Source organism: Tardiphaga sp. 841_E9_N1_2, assembly GCF_051811065.1.
Lineage (GTDB): Bacteria > Pseudomonadota > Alphaproteobacteria > Rhizobiales > Xanthobacteraceae > Tardiphaga > Tardiphaga robiniae.
Window position 1 is genome coordinate 716,765 of sequence record NZ_JBPWQC010000001.1, and the last position, 20,298, is coordinate 737,062.

General features: G+C 62.1%; 21 protein-coding genes and 1 tRNA gene. 11 read left to right on the top strand and 11 right to left on the bottom strand.

Annotated elements, in window-relative coordinates; translation table 11 throughout:
• Positions 1 to 1,113, top strand: coding sequence for a polyamine ABC transporter substrate-binding protein (locus AB8A50_RS03140; protein ID WP_176454709.1), 1,113 nt, complete (start codon positions 1 to 3; stop codon positions 1,111 to 1,113).
• Between the two features lie 3 nt (positions 1,114 to 1,116).
• On the opposite strand, the gene AB8A50_RS03145 is transcribed toward AB8A50_RS03140, so the two are convergent.
• The 7 genes from AB8A50_RS03145 to AB8A50_RS03175 form a co-directional block, all read right to left on the bottom strand.
• On the bottom strand, positions 1,117 to 2,052 hold the full coding sequence (locus AB8A50_RS03145; protein ID WP_089267165.1) for a lipid A biosynthesis lauroyl acyltransferase: 936 nt from the start codon (positions 2,050 to 2,052) through the stop codon (positions 1,117 to 1,119).
• Positions 2,052 to 3,074, bottom strand: coding sequence for a zinc-binding dehydrogenase (locus AB8A50_RS03150; protein WP_089267166.1), 1,023 nt, complete (start codon positions 3,072 to 3,074; stop codon positions 2,052 to 2,054). The genes AB8A50_RS03145 and AB8A50_RS03150 overlap by 1 nt, the downstream gene beginning before the upstream one ends.
• 104 nt (positions 3,075 to 3,178) lie before the next feature.
• A complete protein-coding gene (locus AB8A50_RS03155) occupies positions 3,179 to 4,459 on the bottom strand; it encodes a beta-ketoacyl-ACP synthase (RefSeq protein ID WP_089267167.1) in 1,281 nt (426 codons plus the stop codon).
• A 116-nt stretch (positions 4,460 to 4,575) separates the two neighbouring features.
• Positions 4,576 to 5,778 carry a beta-ketoacyl-ACP synthase gene (locus tag AB8A50_RS03160; RefSeq protein ID WP_089267168.1) on the bottom strand — a complete coding sequence of 401 codons (1,203 nt, stop codon included), beginning with the start codon at positions 5,776 to 5,778 and terminating at the stop codon, positions 4,576 to 4,578.
• A complete protein-coding gene (locus AB8A50_RS03165) occupies positions 5,771 to 6,244 on the bottom strand; it encodes a 3-hydroxyacyl-ACP dehydratase FabZ family protein (RefSeq protein ID WP_089267169.1) in 474 nt (157 codons plus the stop codon). The genes AB8A50_RS03160 and AB8A50_RS03165 overlap by 8 nt, the downstream gene beginning before the upstream one ends.
• A 9-nt stretch (positions 6,245 to 6,253) precedes the next feature.
• Positions 6,254 to 6,535 carry an acyl carrier protein gene (locus AB8A50_RS03170; RefSeq protein WP_002711294.1) on the bottom strand — a complete coding sequence of 94 codons (282 nt, stop codon included), beginning with the start codon at positions 6,533 to 6,535 and terminating at the stop codon, positions 6,254 to 6,256.
• Positions 6,536 to 6,724: 189 nt separating this feature from the next.
• Positions 6,725 to 7,072 (bottom strand): hypothetical protein, encoded by a 348-nt coding sequence (locus AB8A50_RS03175; RefSeq protein WP_089267170.1) that lies wholly within the window; start codon positions 7,070 to 7,072, stop codon positions 6,725 to 6,727.
• Between the two features lie 177 nt (positions 7,073 to 7,249).
• Between AB8A50_RS03175 and AB8A50_RS03180 the strand changes: the two genes are divergently transcribed.
• Positions 7,250 to 7,876 (top strand): ParB-like protein, encoded by a 627-nt coding sequence (locus AB8A50_RS03180; RefSeq protein WP_089267171.1) that lies wholly within the window; start codon positions 7,250 to 7,252, stop codon positions 7,874 to 7,876.
• On the opposite strand, the gene AB8A50_RS03185 is transcribed toward AB8A50_RS03180, so the two are convergent.
• The 3 genes from AB8A50_RS03185 to AB8A50_RS03195 form a co-directional block, all read right to left on the bottom strand.
• Positions 7,837 to 8,346, bottom strand: a complete 510-nt coding sequence (locus tag AB8A50_RS03185; protein ID WP_089267172.1) for an MgtC/SapB family protein — start codon at positions 8,344 to 8,346, stop codon at positions 7,837 to 7,839. The genes AB8A50_RS03180 and AB8A50_RS03185 overlap by 40 nt on opposite strands.
• 27 nt (positions 8,347 to 8,373) lie before the next feature.
• A complete protein-coding gene (locus AB8A50_RS03190; protein WP_439076806.1) occupies positions 8,374 to 8,952 on the bottom strand; it encodes a peroxidase-related enzyme in 579 nt (192 codons plus the stop codon).
• Between the two features lie 90 nt (positions 8,953 to 9,042).
• Complete coding sequence (locus AB8A50_RS03195; RefSeq protein ID WP_089267173.1) at positions 9,043 to 10,803, bottom strand: ATP-binding protein; 1,761 nt, start codon at positions 10,801 to 10,803, stop codon at positions 9,043 to 9,045.
• A gap of 304 nt (positions 10,804 to 11,107) precedes the next feature.
• On the opposite strand from AB8A50_RS03195, the gene AB8A50_RS03200 reads away from it, so the two are divergent.
• From AB8A50_RS03200 to AB8A50_RS03240, 9 genes are all read left to right on the top strand, one after another.
• A complete protein-coding gene (locus tag AB8A50_RS03200) occupies positions 11,108 to 12,004 on the top strand; it encodes a LysR family transcriptional regulator (RefSeq protein WP_068730595.1) in 897 nt (298 codons plus the stop codon).
• 182 nt (positions 12,005 to 12,186) lie between these two features.
• Entirely contained in the window at positions 12,187 to 13,191 is a 1,005-nt protein-coding gene (locus AB8A50_RS03205; protein ID WP_439076808.1) for a Bug family tripartite tricarboxylate transporter substrate binding protein, read from the top strand.
• Positions 13,188 to 14,057 (top strand): amidohydrolase family protein, encoded by an 870-nt coding sequence (locus tag AB8A50_RS03210; RefSeq protein ID WP_439076810.1) that lies wholly within the window; start codon positions 13,188 to 13,190, stop codon positions 14,055 to 14,057. The genes AB8A50_RS03205 and AB8A50_RS03210 overlap by 4 nt, the downstream gene beginning before the upstream one ends.
• A gap of 17 nt (positions 14,058 to 14,074) precedes the next feature.
• A complete protein-coding gene (locus tag AB8A50_RS03215; RefSeq protein ID WP_089267177.1) occupies positions 14,075 to 14,797 on the top strand; it encodes a PIG-L deacetylase family protein in 723 nt (240 codons plus the stop codon).
• Entirely contained in the window at positions 14,794 to 15,486 is a 693-nt protein-coding gene (locus AB8A50_RS03220; RefSeq protein ID WP_439076811.1) for a 4-carboxy-4-hydroxy-2-oxoadipate aldolase/oxaloacetate decarboxylase, read from the top strand. Before AB8A50_RS03215 ends, AB8A50_RS03220 begins: the two co-directional genes overlap by 4 nt.
• 17 nt (positions 15,487 to 15,503) lie before the next feature.
• Positions 15,504 to 16,352: an ABC transporter substrate-binding protein gene (locus AB8A50_RS03225; RefSeq protein ID WP_439076813.1), complete on the top strand. Its 849-nt coding sequence runs from the start codon at positions 15,504 to 15,506 to the stop codon at positions 16,350 to 16,352.
• Positions 16,353 to 16,503: 151 nt separating this feature from the next.
• Positions 16,504 to 17,463, top strand: coding sequence for a catechol 2,3-dioxygenase (locus AB8A50_RS03230; protein WP_439076815.1), 960 nt, complete (start codon positions 16,504 to 16,506; stop codon positions 17,461 to 17,463).
• 72 nt (positions 17,464 to 17,535) lie between these two features.
• Positions 17,536 to 18,957, top strand: coding sequence for a cytosine permease (locus AB8A50_RS03235; protein ID WP_439076817.1), 1,422 nt, complete (start codon positions 17,536 to 17,538; stop codon positions 18,955 to 18,957).
• Between the two features lie 187 nt (positions 18,958 to 19,144).
• A tRNA-Gln gene (locus tag AB8A50_RS03240) sits at positions 19,145 to 19,218 on the top strand.
• Positions 19,219 to 19,386: 168 nt separating this feature from the next.
• On the opposite strand, the gene AB8A50_RS03245 is transcribed toward AB8A50_RS03240, so the two are convergent.
• Positions 19,387 to 20,205: a YdcF family protein gene (locus AB8A50_RS03245; protein ID WP_439076819.1), complete on the bottom strand. Its 819-nt coding sequence runs from the start codon at positions 20,203 to 20,205 to the stop codon at positions 19,387 to 19,389.
• Between the last annotated feature and the right edge of the window lie 93 nt (positions 20,206 to 20,298).

Here is a 20,298-nt window from a genome sequence, read left to right on the forward strand (position 1 = left end):
ATGCGCATGGGCAAGCAGGGGATCGCGTGGGTCGTCGGAGCGGCGCTGCTGTGGTCCTTGCCCGTGCAGGCGCAAGACCAGAAGCAAGAGCGCGTCGTCAACTTCTACAACTGGTCGAACTACATGGCGCCCGGCGTGCTGGAGGCGTTCACAAAGGAAACCGGCATCAAGGTCGTCTACGACACCTTCGATGCCAATGAGACGCTGGAGACGCGTCTCCTGGCTGGCAAATCCGGCTACGATGTCGTGGTGCCGACAGCTTATTTCCTGCAGCGGCAGATCACCGCAAAGGTGTTCCAGAAGCTCGACAGGGCGAAGCTGCCGAACCTCGCCAATGCCTGGCCAGAGGTGACAAAGCGCCTCGCGATCTACGATCCCGGCAATCAGTTTGCCGCGAACTACATGTGGGGCACCACCGGCATCGGCTACAACGTCAAGCAGGTCGCGAAAATCCTCGGGCCCGACGCGAAGATCGATAGCTGGGATATCGTCTTCAAGCCGGAGAACCTTGCGAAGTTCAAGGATTGCGGCGTCCATATGCTGGACTCCGCCGATGACATTCTGCCGGCGGCGTTGAATGCGTTGGGTCTCGATCCCAATTCCACCAAGCAGCCGGATCTCGAAAAGGCCGCCGATCTCGTCGGCAAGATCAGAGGCAATGTTCGCAAGTTTCACTCCTCGGAATATCTGAGCGCGCTAGCGACCGGCGAGATCTGTCTGGTGGTCGGCTGGTCCGGCGACATCATCCAGGCGCGTGCGCGGGCGGATGAAGCGAAGAACGGCGTCGAGATCGGTTATGCCGTGCCGAAGGAGGGCGCGCAGATGTTCTTCGATAATCTGGCAATCCCGGCCGATGCCAAGAACGTCAATGAAGCCTATGAGCTGATCAACTACCTCTACCGGCCGGATGTCGCGGCGAAGAATTCGGACTTCCTCGGCTATGCCAACGGCAATCTCGCCAGCCAGAAGCTGATCGATCCGAAGATCCTGAACGACAAAACGATCTATCCGGATGAGGCGATGCTTCAGAAGCTGTTCGTCATCACCGCACGCGATCCGGCGACGCAACGCGTGATCAACCGGCTGTGGACGAAGGTAAAGACGGGGCGCTGAGCGCTATCGCCAGCGCCGGTGCAGCCACAGCCACTGCTCGGGATATTCCCGGATCCAGCCTTCCAGCACGGACGTCACCGCCTGCATGGTGCCCTGAACGTCGACCTTGCCATTGGCATCGCGCACCGGTTTCACCTCTTCGGAGACTTCGATGCGGAAGCGATGATCGGGCAGGCGGATGATACGAACACCGTGGATCGGGCAATCGACCTGACGCAACAGCCGCGCCAGCATCGGATTGGCATTGGTCTTGCGGCCGAAGAAATCCACCGGGACGCCATTGGTGAACCATTGATCCACCAGCATGGCGACGTGCTTGCCCTCGTTCAGCGCGTGCGCGAGCTTGAGCGGTGCGTCATGGCTGGCCGGGATGAGATTGCCCATGTTGATCGCGCGCGTCTGATGAATGGCGCGGTCTGCGGCGGCGCTGTTCGGCCGGCGATAGAGCACGGCGGCGTCGAGGCCGTGGGCCACGGCGGCGAGCGCAGGAATTTCCCAATTGCCGAGATGGCTGGCGAAAATCAGTGCCGGTTTGCCGTCGTCGCGCAGTTGATCGAAAATCTCGCCGGTGCGCGCGGAGAATTCGACATTGCTCGGCTTGGTCGGATTGGCCGGGTCATAGTCCCAGATCTTGTCGAGATGGGCGAATTCCGCACCGATGCGCCCCATATTGTCCCAGACACCCGCGAGGATCTTCTCGATTTCTTCCGGTGATTTCTCGGGGAAGGCGGCGGTGAGATTGGCGCGGCCGATCTTGTCTTCGCGAAACAGCGGGCCGATGCGCTGAGTGATCTTGCCGAACCGGTTGGCGGTTTTGACCGGATCGAAATAGCGCGTGGTCCGCAGGATGCCGATCGTCAGTGCGCCGACAGCAGCGTCGCCTGCAGGCTTCAGGGCATCGCGAATGCGCGCCTTGGTGCGAAGCAGCAGGCGAAGCATCAGAAGTGAACGATGATCTTGCCGAACACCTGGCGGGTTTCCATCCGCTTCAGCGCGGTCTCGACATCGCTGATCGGCACTTCGGTATCGATCACCGGCAGCATGCCGTCAGCCATCTTGTCGAGGCTCTCGGCAATGTTCTTCATGGTGGCGCCGAACGATCCGAAGATGCGGTATTGCTGTTGGAACAGCTGCATCAGGTTGATCGTCGTGGTCGGGCCCGAGGTCGAACCGCAGGTGACCAGACGTCCGCCGCGCTTCATCACCAGCAGCGAACCATTGAAGGTGTCAGCGCCGACGTGTTCGAACACGACATCGACGCCCTTCTTCTTGGTGATCTTGCGGGTCTCGCCCTCGAAGCGATCCTTGCGATAGTTGATGACGTGGTCGGCGCCGAGGGCCTTCACACCCTCGATCTTGGAATCGTCGCCCACGGTGGTGATGACGGTGCAGCCGATCTTCTTGGCCATCATGATGGCCACGGTGCCGATGCCGGAACCGCCGGCATGGACCAGAATGGTTTCGCCGGGCTGCAGCTTGGCATTGTCGAACAGCATGTGCTGCACGGTAGAGAAGGCGATCGGGGCGCAGGCGGCGTCGCGGAAGCTGATGCCGTCAGGGACAGGGATCACCAGACGCGCCGGCATGTTCATCAGTTCGCGCGAGAAGCCGTCGATGTGGAAGCCATAGAGACCGCCGACATTTTCGCAGAAATTGTCGCGGCCTTCCTGACAGGCCTTGCAGTGCCCGCAGGTCAGCGCACCATACATCACGACCTTCTGGCCGGGCTTCACATGGGTGACGCCTTCACCGACCGCAGCGACTTCGCCCGAGGCTTCGGCGCCGATCGACAGCGGCAGCTTGCGCTTGGCGAAGGCCATGCCGCGGAAGCCCCAGACGTCGATATGGTTCAGGCCGACAGCCTTGACGCGGATCTGCACTTCGCCGGCACCAGGCGGCGGGGGCGGTGGCACGTCGACGACGACGAGCTCACGATCGGCAACAAGATTGAGCGCACGCATGAACCGCGTCTCCGGCAAGAAAGGTTGATTTCGGATGGCCTGCGTATCGCCGGTTCACGTCATGACGTCAACCGGCGAGGGGCGGCCAACGGGGCCGGGGAGCCTTAAACGGGCTCGCCGGTGAGGATCAGCGAGGCATTCTGGCCACCAAAGCCGAAGGAATTCGACATCACGGCCGTCACGCGTGCATCGCGGGCGGTATTGGGAACCACGTCGAACGGAATGGCCGGATCGGGAACATCGTAATTGATCGTCGGCGGGATCCGCTGGTGTTCCAGGGTGAGCAGCGAGAACACCGCCTCAACAGCGCCGGCGGCGGAGAGCGTGTGGCCGACCATGGACTTGTTCGACGAGACCGGAATTTCCTTGGCGCGCTCACCGAATACGCTGGAAATGCCGAGATACTCCATCTTGTCGTTTTCCGGCGTGCCGGTGCCGTGGGCGTTGATGTAGTCGATCTGGTCCGACGTCAGACCGGCATCCACCAGTGCGTTGTTCACGCAGCCGATGATCGGCTTGCCGTCCGGGCTGGAACGGGTGCGGTGGAACGAGTCCGCGAGTTCGCCGCAACCGGCGACAATGCCGAGGATCTTGGCGCCGCGCGCGGTGGCGGCTTCCAGGCTTTCCAGGACCAGCGCACCGGCGCCTTCGGCCATCACGAAACCATCGCGGTTCTTGGCGAAGGGACGGACAGCTTTCTGTGGCGGGTCGTTGTGGGTCGAGAGTGCCGATAGCAGCGAGAAACGGATCAGCGCTTCCGGGTTCACCGAGCCGTCGGTGGCCACGCACAGCGCCGCATCGGCTTCGCCGCGGCGGATCGCTTCGACGCCGAGCTGGATCGCAGTCGCGCCGGAGGCACACGCGGTGGACAGCGAGATCGGCGAGCCCTTGGTGCCGAACGTGTCCGCGAGATGGTCGGCAACCGAGCCGAACAGGAAGCGGCGGTGATACTGGACGAACTTGCCGCCGCCGGCGACGCGCAGCAGTGTGTCGTAATTGATATCGCTATTGGCGCCGGCGGCCTTGGCCAACACCTGGCGCTGCGGCCACTCGACTTCGACAGGCGCAACCGCGAGGAACAGCGGGCCCGGGAAGTCGCCCTTGCTGCCGATATTGGCCTGCGCGATGGCTTCCTCGGTGACGAGCTCGCCGAGCTTCTCGGAGAGGTCGGTGGAGGAAAACGGCTCGACCGGCACGAAATCGATCGTTCCTGCCATCGTCGTCTTCATGCCGTCGGTGGGAAAACGCGTGATGGTGCGAATGCCGGACTCGCCAGCGGTGAGCTTGGCCCAGTTGTCCTCTTTGCCGGCGCCGAGCGATGTCGCAACACCCATGCCCGTGACGACAACGATCGGTCGGCCGAATTTATCGCGCGTTGCAGTCATGCTCTCTCCGTCGGCCGCGTCGACCGCTTAACTTGAGCATGATCCCGAAAAGTGGATGCCGGTTTTCGGATAAGATCTTGCTCAAACATAAGAAAAATCTAGAGCCCAGATGGGTTCTAGATGGCTTCAACCAGCGCCATGCCTTCGCCGCGCCAGTGGCCGGCGCCGATCACCACAATCTGGGTGGGCTTGCCGGACTTTTCAATCTCGAGGCCGGTTGAATCGTTCGGCGGAAACATTGCGCCGCGCGAGATCGCCAACGCCGCAAGGCCGAGGCCAAGCGGGAATTGGGTTTCGAGCGTATGACCGAAGAGAGTGCCGGTGCCGCGGATGGCGACATCCGCATGATCCTTCAGGAAGGCGCGCTCTTCCGCTGTCACGGGTTCCGCACCGGTCGCGCCGGTGATGATCGCAGCGTCGCTCCTCGCGCCGAGCTTCGACCACAACCCCTGCAGCGAAGCGGTGACTTCGCCGGGAGTCTTGCGACGGGCATGATCGGCGACCACGCTCTTGAGACGTGCGAGAGGCTTGGCACCGCGCGCTTCTGCATGCGCCCTGGATTCAATGACGAGGAATGCGCCGGCAGAGCCGAGCGCAAAGCCGGAATTCTTCTCGCGCGCCCAGACGGTTTCGAACTTGTTCTTCAGGTTGAAGTCGTCGAATTCGTACAGCAGCAGCAGGTCCTTGCGCTCACCATTATGTGCGGCGCCGATCAGCGCGATGTCGCTCTGGCCGTCAGCGATGCGGGCCAGTGCGATGCGCGCGGCGTCCACGCCAGCCGCTTCCTCGCCCATGAAGGTGCGGGACGAACCGGTGACGCCGTGCACGATGGCGATATTGCCGGCGAGCAGGTTGGAGAGCTGCGCCAGAAACAGAGTCGGCCTGAGGTCGTTGAGCAGTTTTTCGTTGAGCAGGCCCGGTGTCGCAGCGCCATAGCCGTCCGAATTCAGGATGCCGGAATCGACGGCCAGGTCGCGCTCACCGCCACCGGCGGCAACGATCATGTCCATCCTCGACAGGATGTCCTTGTTGCCTTTGACGCCAGCTGAATCCAGCGCGAGGCCGGCGGCATAGGTGCCGATCCGCTGCCAGGCTTCCATCTGACGCTGATCGCCCTTCTTGGGGATCTGCGCGTCGTATGAGACCGGCGCGAGGGGGTGGACGATGTTCGGAGCGAAGCCGGTTTCATCGACATTGATGCGCTTGTTGTTCAACGCATCCCAATGCGCGTCAGGGCCTTCGCCCAATGACGTTGCGAGGCCAATGCCGGTGATCCACGCTTCCACCGGCTCGGATGTCATCGGTCGGGTTTCAGCCATTGGTGATTGCCTGTAGGGGAAATCCGATGCGCTCGGCCACGATGTCCATGTGCCCGCGCAGATCCGGATGGGGGAACGGGACGGTCTTGAAGGTGAGCTGCGCGTTGCAGGTCAGCTTGCCGTCGACCTTGATCTTGACAGTGGTCATGTAGAAGCCGTCGCCCTCGTGCAGCACGCTGGCGGTGATGTCCAGCTTCGTGCCGGGCGTGATGAAGGTACGCATCTTGGCTTCCTTCACTGCGGCGAGGAAGGGCATACGCTCGAACTTCATCAGCGCGATCAGCAGCCAGCCCGAAGTCTGCGCCATCGACTCGATCAGCAGCACGCCGGGCATCAGCGGGTAGCCCGGGAAGTGGCCCTCGAAGATGGTACTGGTCTCGGGGACGTTGGCTTCGACCGTGATCGTCCGTTCGCCGACATTGAGGTCGGTGATGCGGTCGATCAGGTGAAAATATTCGAGGTTCATGGCGGGGCGTTACGCGCCCTTGGCCGCGACCAATTCGTCGATGCGCGCGCTGAGGTTCTTCAGGACGAAATACTGCTCGGTGGTCGCCTTGCCGTCATTGACCTCCTGGGTCCATTTTTCGAGCGGCAGCTTGATCCCGAACGCCTTGTCGATCGCGAAAGCGATATCCAGGAAGTCGAGGCTGTCGATCCCCAGATCGTCGATGGCGTGGCTTTCCGGTGTGATCGTGTCGCGGGGAATGTCGCAAGTCTCGGCGATGATTGTGGCGACCTGATCGAATGTGGAGGACATTACTAAGCCTTTGATATATTGAAGATAATGTTCGATCGGCGCGCGCAAAGACAGGGCTTCGCCCCGGGGCAGTCCCGGTCCGCCGTATAGAGTCGATTGCCCGTATATCGGAGCGGGGGCGGCAGTTCAATGCAGTTGAGCGCCCGCTCACCAGCCCCTGTGGGCTGTGGAAAGAGGGGCTGGCGCGCCTCAGCCGTGCGGCGCAACAATATGGGCGCAGTCGCGGCGGCCCATCAACACGCAATCCTGGGTTTTGCGGAGATCCGCGATGCTAACCGCGAGCCAGATCCCGACACCCACCAGGATCACCGTAAAGCCGAAGGCTGCGCTATTGGCCAGCATCCGGTGGCGGAAGTCGTCGGGGTCGTCCTGTGCCTGTTGATAGCGGGACAGGTCGCTGGCGCCGGTGGTTTGGCGGCGGCGCGGTTGGTCGGCAGGAGCGGTGGGATGGTGTGGCAGCGTAGCCGAGGTGCGGGGCACGAAGCGAAGCACGCGGTGCTCGTCATCTTCTCTGATAATCGGCTGCTGGGTCTTCATGGTCGTGGGTCTGCGCATGCAATGTCGCAGTGTACCACGAGGCGGCTGCTTCGCGCAGATAAAGTCCGCATGGCACGGATGCGGCAATCGTCAGAAATGACGTGGAACTGATCCGCCTCGGCGCGGCGGCCATGCCATACTTCGCTCCGATGAAACGTCGGATAGATGGGAGGCCACATGCCGAACACACGCGAACCGTTGCTGCATCCGGTCCCGATCCTGTCGCTGCGGCCAACGCAGATGACGGTGGGCATGCGCGAGGTGAAGGAGAAGCGCAAACGCTGGCGCGCCCATAAGTCCAAGCGCAAACAGGCCGAACTGCTCGGCCAGCACATGATCCCCGTGGTGCTGGGGCCGGATCAGCGTCACTACGTGGTCGATCACCATCATCTCGCACGTGCGTTGCATGACGAAGGCGTGAAGGATGTGCTCGTCACCGTGATCGCGGATCTTACGATGGTCGATATGAAAGCCTTCTGGGGCGTGCTCGATCACCGCCGCTGGGCCTATCCCTATGACGCCAAGGGCGAGCGCCGACAGTTCAAGGATATTCCGAAATCGGTGACGGGCCTGAAGGACGATCCGTTCCGCAGTCTGGCCGGCGAAATTCGCCGCGCCGGCGGCTATGCCAAGGACACCACGCCGTTCAGCGAATTCCTGTGGGCGGACCTGTTTCGCAGCCGGCTCTCCACCAAGGAGATCGATGCAGATTTCGCCAAGGCATTGGAGAAAGCGCTGGCGATCGCCAAAAGCAAGGATGCGATCTATTTGCCCGGCTGGTGCGGACCGGCGTCCGACGACTGAGGCGCATCCATCGGGATCGCAGCGGGGTCGCCTTTGCCGCCGAGCACGCGATGCAGGGCGCGTTCGATCCTTCCGCCGAGCAGCAGCACGAGGAAGGCGATCACCACCGAGACGGTGACGATGCGCCAGTGACCGGCGCCGCACATGATGCCGACACAGGCGGTCAGCCAGACGCAGGCGGCGCTGGTCAGGCCGCGGACACGGAAATGCCGCTCGGCATGAAAGATCACGCCGGCACCGAGAAAGCCGACGCCGGTGAGTATGCCCTGAATGACCCGGCTCCCGGCATCCGTGAAGCCGCCTTTGCCGAGCGGATCGGCCAGCACCACGATCATCGCGGTGGCCAGGCTGACGAGCCCCAGCGTGCGTACGCCGACGGGCTTGCCGTGCAGATCGCGGTTGAGGCCGATGGCTCCGCCAACCAGGGCGGCGATGCCGAGACGTAGGATGATGTCCGACCAGTCGAGCAATGCGAGATCCTTCTAAACCCCGTGCCGTTACTTTGGCAGCCGGCCCATCATATAGAATTCGTCATTCGGCTTCATGTTGGTGACATTGGCCATCCGGTTCGACAGCGCGAAGAAGGCCGAGATCGCGGTGATGTCCCAGATATCGTCGTCGCTGAAGCCGTGGCCGGAGACCTCGGCGAAATCCTGCTCGCCGATGGTCTCGGCGGACCGGCTCACTTTCATGGCGAAATCCAGCATCGCACGCTGCTTCGGCGTGATGTCGGCCTTGCGGTAGTTGACGGCGATCTGGTCGGCGATGGTCGGGTTCTTGGCGCGAATGCGCAGGATCGCACCATGCGCGATGACGCAATAATGGCACTGGTTGGCAGCTGATGTCGCGACCACGATCATCTCACGCTCGGCCTTGGTCAACCCGCTGTCCTTGTCCATCAGCGCGTCGTGATAGGCGAAGAACGCGCGGAATTCGTCGGGGCGATAGGCCAGCGACAGGAACACGTTCGGCACGAAGCCGGACTTTTCTTGCACGCCCATAATGCGCGTGCGGATGTCCTCGGGCAGCTTGTCGAGGGCGGGTGTCGGAAAGCGTTGCGCAATCGGCTGGGTCATCTGGCATTCCCGTGAACGTTTCTGTTTCACGAGACCATAGGCGATCACACCGTCACCGCAAAGCGCTTGCGGCAATGCATGCCGATGCGATTAGCGCAGCGGCTTCTTGAGCAGCGAGAAGCGATCCGGATCGAGGCCGAGCGAGGGTTGCAGCATTGGGGCTTCGACGCTGCGGCTCGGCGTCGCCAGCGGGCGTTCGATGAAGCCGGGATCGTTCGGTACCTCGCGATGCGAGGTGGCGCCGCGCCAGCGTTCCAGCACCGCGCTGACGAACTGCATGTCGTGACCGGCAGCCACCGACGGCACCGTCGCGATGGTGGCTTCGGAGCGCGGTAGCTGATGCGGCGGCACTTCCTTGAAACGAAGCCGGGTCGGCAATGCGACGCCTTCACCGAAGGCGAGCACTTCGCGCGTGCCGAGTGACGGCACAAAGGACAGCAGGTTGGCAGCGGCATCCGACACCGCGGAGCGCAGCAGCGCCTGGTCGCGCTCATTGGCGAGACGCATGGCGAACAGTGTGTTGCACTGGGAAATGATCGTGGCGTCGAGTTCTGCCGGACGCTGCGTCACGAGGCCGAGATAGACGCCGTACTTGCGGCCTTCCTTGGCGATGCGCGACACTGCCTTGCGGGTCGGGCCAAAGCCGATATTGCGGTCGGCGGAGGCGTAGCGATGCGCTTCCTCGCAGACGAACAGCAGCGGCGAGGCGCCGTCGCTCCACAGGCCGAAATCGAATGCCATCCGGCAAAGCACCGACACCACGCTATCGACGACTTCCGCGGGGAAGCCGGCGAGCTGCATGATGGTCATCGGCTTGCCATTGGCGGGCAGGCGGAACAGATGGCTGATCACTTCCGCCATGGTGTCGCCGCCGACATTGGCGTTGTCGAACATGAAGGCGTAGCGCGGATCGTTCTTCACCGCTTCGATGCGCGAGATCAGCTTGTGATACTGGATGCGCGACGAGCGGTTCTCGAGCTTGCCCATGCGCTCGTCGATCAGCGAGATCAAATCGACCAGGCGATAAGGCACCGGCGTATCGACGGTGTAGCCGATGGTCTTGGGATCGATGCGCTTGAGGCCAATGCGGTCGGCGTTCTGGTATTGCGTGTAGACGCCCTTGGCGATCGGGATGACTTCCGAGAGGATTTCGAGCTCTTCGGGCACGCCGGGGCGGCCGGCGAACAGCACGTCGACGATTTCCTCGAAATTGAACAGCCAGAACGGCAGTTTCAGATTGCGCGGGTTCAGCACCAGCGACTTATCGCCGAAGCAGCGGCCATATTCGTTATGCACGTCGAGCAGGAAAATGCGCAGATGCGGGCGCGACTTCAGGATTTCATTGAGCAGCAGCGACACGCCGGTGGATTTACCGACACCGGTGGAGCCGAGCACCGCGAAGTGCTTGCTCAGCATTTCCTCGACGTCGACATAAGCGGCGACCGACTTGTCCTGCTGCAGCGTGCCCACGTTGATCTGCTCGGAGCCGGACGGCGCATAGACCGTGCGCAGATCGTGATTGCTGATCAGATCGACGATGTCGTCGATGGTGGGATAGTTGGTGACGCCGCGCTGGAATTTGGCCTTGTCTCCGTGCCCCATGATTTCGCCGAGCAGATCGACCGAGGCACTCGCGATATACATGTCCGATGCATGCATGTTCTCAGCGGACACTTCCGTGATCATGGCAATGATGGTCGAGGAGGCGCAACGGATGCTGACGAAGCGGCCGACGGTGCCGCGCATCTCCGAGGGTGTCATCGGGTTCACGGCGAGCAAGCCGACCCGGGCCAGCGAGCCGCGGACTGAGATAATGCGCCCGAACGACGCCGCTGCGTTTAAACTGGTCATTGATGAATTCGCGTCTCACGCCCCGGTTGGACCGACTATGCAGGTCAGGGACTGGACAAATTGTTAAGGCGCGTCCGCGGGCTATCGGTGGGCTCTGCTCGTCAAACTTGCATTGCGGAATTAGCTCCGCACTGGAACGCGGAAACTCCGGCACTGGATACCTTGTCGCTCGTGGCTGGCGATCTGGCTTTACGCGGTTTTAACCAGCCCGCGAGGTCGGCATAGGCTGGTGTCCTGACCTTGCATGGGTCGTCGTCGCCGCGTTATCTCAGCGCGGTCGTCTTCGGCCGTGCACGGACCTCTCATGCGCATCGATTTTCCCGGCCTGCAGGCGTTTCTGAGCATCGCGGAGCGGGGCAGCTTTTCGCGCGCGGCCGCACACCTCAATCTGTCGCAGACGGCGCTAAGCCACCGGATCAAGAAACTGGAAGAGGATCTCGGCTTTCAGCTGCTGGCCCGGACCACGCGGCAGGTGGCACTGACCCCCGCCGGGCTGGAACTGCTGCCGACTGCGCGGCGGATGATCGGGGAGTTGTCCGATTCCATCGATCTGCTGCGGGCGCGGGGCCGCAAGCGGCAGGAGCACATCGCGCTCGGCTGCCTGCCGACCATCGCCGCCTATCATCTGCCGCGGGTGCTGAAGCAGTTCAATGCGGTGCACCCGGGGATTTCGATCAAGATCCACGATAACTCAGCTAGCGAGATCGCCACTTTGGTGCAGTCCGGCCAGGCGGAGTTCGGCATCACGATCACGGCGACCAATATATGGGATCTGGCTGTGACCCCGCTGATCAAGGAGCGCTTCGTCCTGTTGTGCACCAAGGACCATGCCTTTGCGCAGCGCAAGTTCGTAGCCTGGTCGCATCTCGAGGATATGCCGCTGATCCGCATCAGTCCGCAGGCCGGCAATAGGGCCCTGATCGACGACGCGCTCGGCCATCGCCGCGATAAGCTGAACTGGCGCTACGAGGTGCAGCATCTGCAGACGGCGGTGGGCATGGTGTTCGAGAAGCTCGGCATCGCCGTGGTGCCTAGCATCGCGGTGGCGACGCAGGGAACTGCCGGACTGGTCGCTGTGCCACTGCGTAATCCCAGCGTCAGCCGCACGGTGGGCATCATCGTCAAGCGCGGACAGCCCGTGAGCAAGCCGGCGCAGGCGCTGATCGACCTGACCCGGAAATACTTCCAGGCTGCGGGATAGTCCGCCCGGCAGGATATATGCAGGAGACTGCACGATTATCCCAGATTTCTCATTTGTTTCATATATCGGAATTGGCTACTGCGGGAGCAGAACGGTCCATAGCCCTGTCGCGATGACGTGACGGCCACGGGTACCGACATAAAAACGGCAAGGGTGGACGCATCAGGCGTCTTCAATCCATCATGACGCTCCGCTTCCCGACCAGGCTCAAGCATCTGCTGAGCGCCGCGCATTTGGCGCTCGGTGCGATATTCCTCACCAACGCGGTACCTGTGGCGCAGGCCCAGTCCGGCTATCCGACCAAGCCCATTCGCGTGATCGTGCCGTTTGCGGCCGGCGGTGTCGCTGACATCACCATCCGGATCGTGGCCGAAAAACTCGGCGACAATCTCGGCCAGCGTCTCGTGATCGAGAACATGCCGGGCGCTGGCGGAGTCGTTGCGGCGCGCGCAGTACTGTCGTCGCAGCCGGATGGCTATACGCTGGCGCTGCTCAGCAACGGCACCGCCGTCAGCGTACCGCTGTTCAAGAACCTGCCATTCGATCCCGTAAAGAACTTTGCGCCGATCTCCAGCATCGGCTTCTTCGATTTCATTGTCGGCACCAATACGAATTCGCAACACAAGACGCTGGCCGACGTCATCAAGTTCGCGCGCGACAATCCCGGCAAATTGAATGTCGGCACCATCAGCGTGGGCAGCACCCAGAACCTGTCGGCCGAATTGCTCAAATCCACCGCCGGGATCAACTTCCAGATCGTGCCCTATCGCGGAACGCCGGAAGTCATTGTCGGGCTGCTGCGCGAAGACATCGATGTGATGATCGACAATTATGTCGGGATGAAATCCGCGCTGCAGGATGGCAAGATGCGTCCCGTCGGGACCACGGGCGAATCCCGTTCGGTGATCCTGAAGGACGTGCCGACGATGATCGAGGGCGGCGTGAAGGGTTATGACGTCGTGTCATGGAATGCGCTGTTCGCACCGTCAGGTACGCCGCCCGAAGCGATTGCGCGGTTGAATGCGGGCCTGCGCGAAGTATTGGCGATGCCCGATGTGAAGCAAAAGTTGCTCGATCTCGGCATCGAGGCGAAAGCCAGCTCGCCGGAGGAATTGAAGGCTCGGCTGGTCGACGACATCGCGAAATGGACCGCCGTCATCGATAAGGCAGGAATTCCGAAACAATGACGAAGCCAACCGTTCCCGGTCCCGATCCGCATACTAAAACGCCGAAGTTCAAGCTGCCGCCGCTGGCCTGCGACGCGCATACGCATATCTTCGGCCCCGGCGCTAAGTACCCATATGTCGGCTCCTACATTCCGCCGGACGCGCCGCTGGAGGACTTCCAGGCGCTGCACAAGAAGCTCGGCATCGGCCGCGCCGTCATCGTCAATGCCAGCGTGCATGGCACGGACAACCGCGTGGCGCTCGATGCCATTGCGGTGAGCGGCGGGCGTTACCGCGCGGTGGCCAATATCGATGGCACGATCACGGAGAAGGGGCTGCGCGAACTGCATGAAGGTGGCTTCCGTGGTTGCCGCTTCAACTTCGTGCGGCATCTTGGCGGCACGCCGGACATGAAAGTGTTTCACCGCATCATCGACATGATCGCGCCGATGAACTGGCATGTCGATCTGCATTTCGATGCGGTCGATCTGCCTGACTATGCCGACCTGCTGGCAAAGCTGCCGGTGCGTTACACCATCGATCATATGGGGCGCGTCAAGGCCGCCGATGGCCTGGAGCAGCCGCCGCTCCGCACCCTGATCGACCTGATGAAGCGCGACGAGAAATGCTGGGTAAAGGTCTCCGGCTGCGAGCGCGTCACCTCGCTGGGGCCGCCTTTCACCGATGCGGTGCCGTTCGCGAAGACAATCTGCGAGACTGCGCCCGATCGCGTGATCTGGGGCACCGACTGGCCGCATCCCAACGTCAAGGCGATGCCGAACGACGGCGATCTGGTCGATCTGATCCCGCTCTTCGCGCCGGATCCGGTGATCCAGCAGAAGATCCTCGTCGACAATCCCGCGCGTCTCTTCGAATTCGATACCTAAGCGATAGGAAACATCCGATGTCCAAAGCCAAGACCGGCCTCGTGGTCTCCGCCCATCCCGGCGATTTCGTCTGGCGCGCCGGCGGCGCGATCGCGCTGCATGCCAAGAAGGGCTATCGCGTGAAGATCGTCTGTCTTGCATATGGCGAACGCGGCGAGTCGCAATTTGCCTGGAAGCAGGCTGGCATGACGCTCGACAAGGTCAAGGCTGGCCGGAAAGACGAAGCCGAGCGTGCGGCGGCGTCGCTCGGCGCCGAGATCGAATTCTTCGATGCCGGCGACTATCCGTTGCATCTGACCGAAGCACACAAGGAGCGGCTGATCGATATCTATCGGGAGCTCAATCCAAGCTTCGTACTGACGCATTCGCTCGAAGATCCCTACAATGTCGATCATCCCGCGGCGACCGCCGCCGCACAGGAAGCCCGCATCATCGCGCAGGCGATGGGGCACAAGCCTGAAGCGGAATACAGTTACTCCGCGCCGCCGGTGTTCCTGTTCGAGCCGCATCAGCCGGAGATGTGCAATTTCAAGCCGCAGGTGATCCTCAACATCGATGAGGTCTGGGACATCAAGCGCAAGACGTTCGAGATCCTGGCCGCTCAGAAGCATCTCTGGGCCTATTACGAGCGGGTGGCTTTGCAGCGCGGCATGCAGGGCGGCCGCAACACCGGCGCGGCCATGACCTATGGCGAGGCCTATCAGCGCCTGTTCCCGATGACCGTGGAGACGCTGGCATGAAACCCGTCGTCGTCAGGAATATTCAACGCGCGGATGCCGACGTCGTACAGCGGCTCGGCGCGCTCGGTGTCTCCACGGTGCACGAGGCCTATGGCCGCTTCGGTCTGATGAAGACCTATATGCGGCCGGTGTGGTCCGGCGCGGAGGCTGCAGGCACCGCCGTGACGGTGCTGGCGCAGCCCGGCGACAACTGGATGCTGCATGTGGCCATCGAGCAGTGCAAACCCGGCGACATGCTGGTGGTGGCCTGCACGACGGACAATACCGACGGCATGTTCGGTGATCTGCTCGCGACCTCGCTGAAAGCGCGCGGCGGCGTCGGTCTTGTCATCGATGCCGGCTGCCGCGACATCAAAACCCTGCGCGAGATGGGCTTTCCGGTCTGGTCACGCGCGATCTCGGCGAAGGGGACGGTCAAGGCGACGCTCGGTGCGGTGAACGTGCCGGTGGTCTGCGCCGGCGCGCAGGTGGTGCCGGGTGACGTCATCGTCGCCGACGAAGACGGCGTTGTGGTGATCCCGCGCAAAGATGCTGCTGAGGTTGCGGTGAAAGGCGAGAAGCGTTTCGCGGAAGAAGACGCCAAGCGCCAGAAGCTGGCTTCCGGCATTCTCGGCCTCGACATGTACAATATGCGGGAGCCGCTCGCCAAAGCGGGCCTGGTTTACGTCGACGATCCCGATCAGGCCTGAGCGGGGAGGAGGCTGGCATGCGGCTTCGTATTCTGCTCGGCGATCATCCGCATACGGCAGCGCTGAAATCCGGCGCGATCACGTCTGATCTCGTCGAACTGGACTTCGCGGACTACAAGCCCACAAATAAGGGCTTCAAGCCTATGGTGCGCGACGGGGCTTTCGACATCGCCGAAATGGCCATCGTCACCTATCTGATGGCTAGGAGTTACGACAAGCCGATGGTGCTGCTGCCTGATGTGATGATGGCGCGGCATCAATTTGGTTTTGCGGTCACGAGCCCGGCGGCCGGCATTGCCAAGCCGCGGGATCTGGAAGGCAAGCGCGTCGGCATTCGATCGTTTACGACGACGACGGGCGTGTGGCTGCGCGGTATGCTCGCCAATGACTACGGCGTCAATCTCGACGCGATTGAATGGATCACCTTCGAGGATCCGCATGTCGCCGAATATGTCGACAGCACCACCAAGGCGCCTGCCGGCAAGGCGATCATGCAGATGTTGTTCGACGGCGAACTGGACGCCGTGCTCGGCGAGAAGAGCGACGATCCACGGGTGGCGCAGTTGTTCCCAGACGTGGCCGCTGCAGAGAAAGCCTGGCTTGCCAGGCATGGCGTGGTGCCGATCAACCACATGGTGGTGGTCAGCAAGCAATTGTCCGATACGCGCCCCGATGTGGTGCGCGAAGTCCACCGTATGCTGGAGGCGAGCAGGGCGGCGGCAGTCGGCAAGAGCCTGTCTTTCGATGCGGATGCCATGAATCGTTCGCTGGCTCTCATTACAGACTATTCTGCGCAGCAGGGGCTGATCCCGCGCAGGTTCAGCGTTGATGAGCTGTTCGACGACGTGACGCGCGCGTTGCGATAGCGCGCCGTCGCCCTCATCCTGAGGAGCGGTCGTCTTCGACCGCGTCTCGAGGATGAGCGCCCAATTCCTCATGGTTCGAGACGCGCGAAGACGCGCTCTTCACCATGAGGGGATCGAGTAAGCTCGACTAGAATACTGGAGGAAACGACCAATGACTCCCGAACCCATTTTCGATCTCGCGCATCTCGGCCATCTCGAATTGCTGACGCCGAAGCCGGACGAGAGTCTCAAATTCTTCGTCGACGTGATGGGCATGACCGTGTCCGGCCGGCAGGGCGAGTCGGTCTATCTGCGCGGCTGGGATGACTATGAGCGCTATTCGCTGAAGCTGACGGCGTCGAACACGTCGGGCATGGAGCATATGGCGCTGCGCGCACGCAGCCCGCAGGCGCTGGAGCGCCGCGTGGCGGCGCTGAAAGGCTCCGGCTACGATATCGGGTGGACCGACGGCGATCTCGGGCATGGGCCGGCATTTCGCTGCCGCGATCCCGACGGGCACATCGTCGAACTCTATTACGAGACCGAATGGTACGAGGCGCCGCCGGAACTCAAGCCGGCGCTTAAAAATCAGGCGCAGCGCTATCCGGGGCGGGGCATCAATGTGCGGCGGCTCGATCACCTCAATTGCCTCGCGGTGGACATCAAGGCCAACCGCGAGTTTTTCGAGCACTATATGGGGCTTCGCCTGACCGAGCAGATCGTGCTCAATGACGGCACGGAAGCCGCGATGTGGATGACCATGTCGAACAAGAGCTACGACTTCGCCTATTCGCGCGATCACTCCGGCACCAAGGGACGCTTCCACCATGTCACCTACGCGCTGGACAGCCGCGAAGACATTCTGCGCGCGGCTGATATCTTTCTGGAAAACGGCGTGTTCATCGAGACCGGCCCGCACAAACATGCGATCCAGCAGACCTTCTTCCTCTATGTCTATGAGCCCGGCGGCAACCGCGTCGAAGTCGCGAATGCCGGCGCGCGGCTGATCCTGGCGCCGGACTGGAAGCCTATCGTCTGGACCGAGGAGGAGCGCAAGAAGGGGCAGGCCTGGGGCCTCAAGACCATCGAGTCATTCCACACCCACGGCACGCCGCCGGTGCCCCACAAGTAGCAAGCCGCTCTGCCGGGATTGGTACGCGTCTTGCTTTGTTGACCTCAGGTTGTTTCTGACGTGGGGGCGAGCATGACTAACTCTGAGTTGCGGGCAGACATCCACAGTATCGAACCGATCCCCGATGCCGACCGGGATTCCACCGGGCCGCAGCAGATGTGGATCTGGGCCGGCGCCAATATCGCGCCGGTGAACTGGGCGCTCGGCGCCCTTGGTATCATTCTCAAGCTCGGTCTGTGGGAAACCATCGCGGTCATCGTCATCGGCAATGCCGCAGGCTCGGCGATCTTCGCGGCTTTCACGGTCATGGGCCACAAGACCGGCGTCAACCAGATGGTCCTCGCGCGCTCGGCCTTCGGACGCCGCGGCGCCTATCTGCCGAGCCTGTTGATGTTCCTGATGACGCTCGGCTGGATCGGCGTGAACACCTATTTCCCGGTCAAGATCTCCATGGCCATCCTCGGCCAGTTCGGCATCGCCGATAGCTGGTTTGCCAATCTCGTGGTCATCACCATCGTGATGGTGACGCAGGTAGTGATCGGCACTTACGGTTTCTATGCGATCCGCACCTTCGAGAAATACACCGTGCCAGTCACGGTGGTGATCATGGTGCTGATGAGCGTGCTGGCCTGGAGCCAGCCCGGCGTCGTCAACTGGAATCACACGACGTCGCTGCCGCCGGGGCCGCATCTGGCGATGCTGTCACTGCTGATGACTGCCGTCGGCGTTGGCTGGGGCATTTCCTGGGTGACCTGGGCGTCGGACTATTCGCGCTTCGTGCCGCGCTCGACCTCGTCGAAAGCCGTGTTCTGGTACAGCTATGTCGGCATGTTCGTGCCGTCGGTGTGGCTGGCCATTCTCGGCGCCACCATTGCGTCGGTGACGCTCGATACCGATCCGGCCAAGATGGTCTCGGCCGTGTTCGGTGGCATCGCCAGTATTCTCGTGCTGCTGCTGGTGCTGCACGGGCCGATCGCCACCAACATCCTCAACGTCTATTCGTCGGCGCTGGCGGCGCTCAGCATGGGTGTCCGCTTCTCGCGCACGGCGCTGGCGCTGATCGTTGGCATCGCGGGCTATGCGGTGACGGTGTATTTCATCTTCGCGCCGTCTTTTGCCAAGGCCTTCGACAACTGGCTGATCAGCCTGCTGATGTGGATGAGCCCCTATGCCGGCGTGGTGTTGGCCGACTTCTTCGTCAGGCGGAAGAGCCAGATCGACATCGCCGAACTCTACAAGTCGCCGGAGACCAGCATCTATGGCGATATCAACTGGAGCGGCATGATCGCGTTCTTCGCCGGCCTGATCGCCACCTGGCTGTTCCAGGATGGCCTGGTGCCCGCGTTGCAGGGGCCGATCTCGATCAACCTTCTCGGCGGCGCGGATCTGAGCTGGCTGGCGGGCATCGTCGTGGGCGGCGGTGTCTATCTGGCGCTCAACAGGCGCCTGGCGCCGGAGCCGATGGCCATCCCGGTCGGTGGGCCGGGCGAATAGGGCGAGGCGACCGGGCAGGCCGCGCTCGGCGTGGCCTGTCCATTGCCAGTGGTGTCAATGAGCCGTCATTTCCGTCCAGAGGCCTTGCGCTTTGTCCGGCGGACGGGCTAGAACGCGCCCGAACGAGATGCGCATCTCTGTTCCGACCGATTCCAGACTGGATTTTTCTGTAAGTCTCTGAATCGTTTGGGGAATGGTGTAACGGTAGCACAACAGACTCTGACTCTGTTTGTCTAGGTTCGAATCCTAGTTCCCCAGCCACACTCGAATTTCCCTTCGTAGATCAAAGACTTCTAACCCGCAGCCTTTTCGAGAAAATCCGGTGGTCCACAACAATGGTCCACACCGGGCTCGAATGGCGTCCGGGCATTACCTGCGACGGCGTGGCCATAGATGGCTTTTGGCTTCCCACGGCCTGCGGCGCTTGCCTTATCTCGGGCCCGGAGAATCAATGTGCATCGGCCTCGGCAGCAAGTCATCGATCCGCCCCGTGACTCGATAGGCAATGAGCCCGAACCATTCGCGCACCGCAATGTCGGTCCGCGACAGCCCGTCAAGGGCGAGGGTGGTGAAGGAAAGTGCGGCGCGCCGACCGCCGACCCACCAGTCGACTGGATAAGCCTCGACCGGAAATCCGGCTTTGCGAAACAGGCCAATCGATCGCGGCATATGGAACGCTGATGTCACCAGAACCCAGCGCTCGCCCGGATTCGGCGCCACGAGCGCCTTGGTGAACTCGGCGTTCTCATGCGTGTTGCGCGATTGCCGCTCCATGATCAATCGCGACCTGTCGACTCCAAGGCTTTCGAAGAGCGCGGCGGCGTAATCGGCCTCCCTGGCATCCGACACCAGCCTCGGACTGCCGCCGGTGAACACCACGCGTGCATTCGGATACTGTCGCGCCAGCGCTGCGGCTGCGATGATGCGGTCGGGCGAGCGACGGACGACCGGCGTGTCACGCGCAAGCGAAACATCGGCGTCGATCGAGCCGCCGAGCACGATGATGCCGTCAGGCGCACGCTGTCCCGGATCCCAGGGCGGGAAGCGCGATTCAAGCGGATAGAGCAGCAATCTTCCAGCCGGTGAAAACGCGGCGACCGCAAGCAGCACGGCGGCTGCGATCATAAGCCCGCGGCCAAGCGAAGAAAGCCGTGTTGCCGAAAGAACCGCGCCGAGCACACCGAGGCCGACCAGGAAATTGACCGGCGCAAGTGCGTTGCCAAGAGTCTTGGACAATATAAAAAACAACGTAAGGCCTCAGCCTCGTTGATACCAAGAACGCCATAGCAGCAAACGGCCAACGAAGCCATCGTCACGAATCGTTAGCTCGCCGGACAGGGT